Genomic DNA, 3,542 nt, shown 5'->3' with positions numbered 1-3,542 from the left:
AAGGACACGATAGAAAGCGTGGGCTGGCTGCCAGCAGATAAGGAGCTCGTACAGAAAATAAAGGAAAGTATGTAAGCTATTGAACGTGGATACAGTCCCTTGAGCTGATAGTTCTTGCTAGGGAAGCGAAGAAAGAAATCACTACTTGTAATGCCCGAAAACCGACATTTTAAGGCACATTATGACGATACAAAAACCCCGGATTTTATAAGTGGATGGAACTACTTCCTGATAACATTCCTCAGGGATAAAATAAGTGATGTAGGATTTTGCCGAATCAATTATAATTGTATGGAAAAGATTGAGCGAAAAAGGAGAAAGACAATTGATGAAAATGACTTGCATATCAGTTATAATAGATAACAAAAACAGGAGACGGTTCCGATGAATGGACAGATAGGCAAATACTATGACATTAGAAGAATATTATAAAGATACTGCTTCAGGTGAAAGTCAGACTGTTGAGTTTAAATCGTGGGTCAAGGCCTCAGGTTTCAAAGAAGTAATCAATTTAGCAGTAGATGAATTGATTGCCTTTGCGAACGCTGACGGAGGCACGGTATATTTTGGCGTTGAAGATGACGGAACCGTCACGGGCTGTACGAAGTATGATACGCAGCAGATCATTGAGGCTATCTATGATAAGACAAGACCACCATTATTTACAAAGATAGATGTAATTAAGCATCCAGATGGTGACATACTTGCGATACACGTAAAGCATGACGGAATTACCTATGCATCTACAAATGGAAAATGTCTGAAGAGATTAGGAAAGAACTCGAAACCATATTATCCTGAGGAGATGAGTAATATTTACTCGTCGGTCCAGAATCCGGATTTTTCGGCTAGACTGATAGCTGAGAGTTCCGAGAACGATATAAACAAGTTGGCAATCTACAGCCTTAAAGAAAAACTCAGAGCAAGAGATTCAGAGTCTACGCTGCCTGATATGGAGGATACTGCGTTTATAAGAGACCTTGGATTTGTAAGTGGTGATAATGACACAAAACTCACGATAGCTGGCTTGCTTTTTATAGGGAAGGATCAGTCTATCAACAGACTTCTGCCACAAGCTGAAGTGATCTATCTGCATTATTCTGAGGATAATCAGGAAGAATATGATGCCAGGCTGGATCTTAAGACAAGAATTCCAGCGGTAATAGACAGGCTGACAGAGAAAATTCAAGACTCAAACAGGATTGTAAATGTTCAAGTAGGTCTGTTCAGACTTGAAATCTCAGATTTTTCTGAGAGGGTCTTTCAGGAGGCGCTTCTTAATGCTCTTGCGCACCGGGACTACCAGAGTCAGGCAGCGGTTTATGTAAAGCATTATTCGGATAAGATTGTAATTGAGAATCCGGGAGGTTTTCCAGAAGGAGTCAATGAGCATAATATAATTACGCACCCGTCTACTCCGAGAAATAAGCTAATTGCAGAAAGTCTGCAAAGACTGAAATATGTTCAGAGGACAGGGCAGGGTGTTGATATTATTTTCAGAGATATGGTTTCATCTGGCAAACCCTACCCGGAGTATCGTTCATATAACGATGCAGTCACGCTTACTATGTACAGCTCTATCGATGATATGAACTTTGTGAAGTTCATTGCTAATGAGCAGAATTCACGTCAGAAGAATTTCAGCCTTCAGGAGCTAATGATTCTTAGATATCTGACAGATAATGGTAAGACGACATTCTCTGAATTGGAGACAATATCTCAGAGTGATGAAGATGATACAAGAAAGGGTTGTAGTTCTCTAGTGAATGATGGCCTGATAGAGCTTTCAGGTAGGGAGTACATGCTTACAGCTAGAGTGTATGAGAAGGTAAAAAAAGATGTTGATTACACCAGAGATAAGCTCATTCAGTATGTACGTGCAAAAGAAATGATAATAGAGTACACAACAAAAAGTGGATCGATTACGAATGAGAAGGTGCGTGAACTATGTGGCTTTACAAGACAGCAGGCGAGATCAACACTTGATAGGATGAGAAAAGAAAAAATTCTTGTGTTGAATAAGAAAGGGAAATATTCAAGTTATAGTTTGATAGATGGAAATAAATAAGTCTTGCGCGTTTTTTATGGGCGAAACGCGCAAGAAAACGCATAAGAGAGTTAAAAATATTTAATTGAATGGCAGGAGAATGCCATTTTTCAAGGAATAATAGAAATAGACAATAGCATGAATTTTAATGCGTTTTTCACGCGTTTTTATATGGAAAAACGCATAAGGAGTTTACATTGGCAAAAGATAACATCAATGGAGTAGCATACAATACGAAAATAGCAGAGACAATCGCTCGTAATGGTAGTGGTAGAGAGGTAAGTCATAGTGATGAACGTTGGTTTAATGAGACGCTTTACAGGAAAAAGTCAGGCGAGTTCTTTCTATATGGTTCTGGCTGCATATTGACGAAGTATGCGAAGTAGACCGGGCCGAATTCTTGGGAGCGAAGTGAAGCTATTCTGCCATTGACGGAGGATGAGGCAAAGCAATGGGCTATGAATAATCTCTGCGATGATGGTTATAAGGATATATACCAGCGGATTGAAGAGAAGCCTCGCAAGGTGGAGACTGTTGAGAAAAATTCAGTTTCGGGCTCGCAGATTGATGACAATGAAAGGATAGAGAAAATCCTTGAGGCACTTCGCAAGCAGCCCAATATCACGCAGCGTGAGCTTGCGAAGACAACAAAGATGTCTTTGCTGAAGGTGAATACCATCCTGCAGCAGCTTCGGGCTGATGGGAAGATTATCCGCGAGGGTACAAGTAAGAAGGGAAGCTGGATCATCGCAGGTGAGGAAGCGAAGCCTTCTGTCATTACAGTCTATTGTACTCATACCAGCCCTGACTGCTCATTTATCGAAGACCAGATTAAGGATAATGCTAGATTCAGATTTGTTGATATCGGTTCTCATGTGAAGAATCTGAAAGCATTTATGGCTCTCCGTGATTCCAATCCGGTGTTTGATTCGGTGAAGAATAAGGGTATCGGAATCCCGGCATTTGTACATTAGGACGGAACAGTTACCCTCATACCAGAGGATGTCGATCTGAAATCAAGGCAGGAAGCACTTCTGGAGCAGCAGCGCAGAGAAGAAGCAAGGGAAGCAGCAAAGAAGTCTTCGGGAAAGACAGCAAGAAAAACTGCCCCATCGCTTCATATAGCTGCTGCCAGAGAGGCTAATACAAAGAAAATCATCGGTATGATAAAGAAGAATCCATCTGTATCACAGGCGGATTTTCAGAAGGCGACAAATCTGTCGAGGATGCAGGTGGTAACAATCTTAAATCACTTGAAGGATGACGGAAAGCTGGAACATACAGGCAGTAAAAGAGCAGGACAGTGGGTTCTGAAAAAATAGGGAGTCAAGGAGGCGTACTATCTTGAATAGTGCATTTGGAAAAATAGCAGTGGGGCAGATCATGCTGATCATCTGCTGTATTTTTTACCTGATATGGTGGAGCATATCTTACAGGCCAGGCGTTGAGGTGAATAGGGCGGGAGGAATGAACGGAATCCTGCTTATGATCACGG

3 protein-coding genes are annotated in these 3,542 nt (G+C 41.3%); all 3 read left to right on the top strand.

Features of this window, described 5'->3' with window-relative positions; genetic code table 11:
* The first annotated feature begins 409 nt into the window (after positions 1-409).
* A complete protein-coding gene (locus ACTNCK_RS11535) occupies positions 410-2,068 on the top strand; it encodes an RNA-binding domain-containing protein (protein ID WP_441082870.1) in 1,659 nt (552 codons plus the stop codon).
* A gap of 437 nt (positions 2,069-2,505) precedes the next feature.
* Positions 2,506-3,021: a winged helix-turn-helix transcriptional regulator gene (locus tag ACTNCK_RS11530; protein WP_441082868.1), complete on the top strand. Its 516-nt coding sequence runs from the start codon at positions 2,506-2,508 to the stop codon at positions 3,019-3,021.
* Between the two features lie 189 nt (positions 3,022-3,210).
* Positions 3,211-3,369 (top strand): hypothetical protein, encoded by a 159-nt coding sequence (locus ACTNCK_RS11525; protein WP_441082867.1) that lies wholly within the window; start codon positions 3,211-3,213, stop codon positions 3,367-3,369.
* The last annotated feature ends 173 nt before the right edge of the window (positions 3,370-3,542 follow it).

Origin of the sequence: Candidatus Weimeria sp. HCP3S3_B5 (assembly GCF_052064335.1) — a bacterium.
Classification (GTDB): Bacteria; Bacillota; Clostridia; order Lachnospirales; family Lachnospiraceae; genus Weimeria.
The sequence above is the reverse complement of the archived record's forward strand: the minus strand, read 5'-3'. Positions and strand labels throughout refer to the sequence as shown.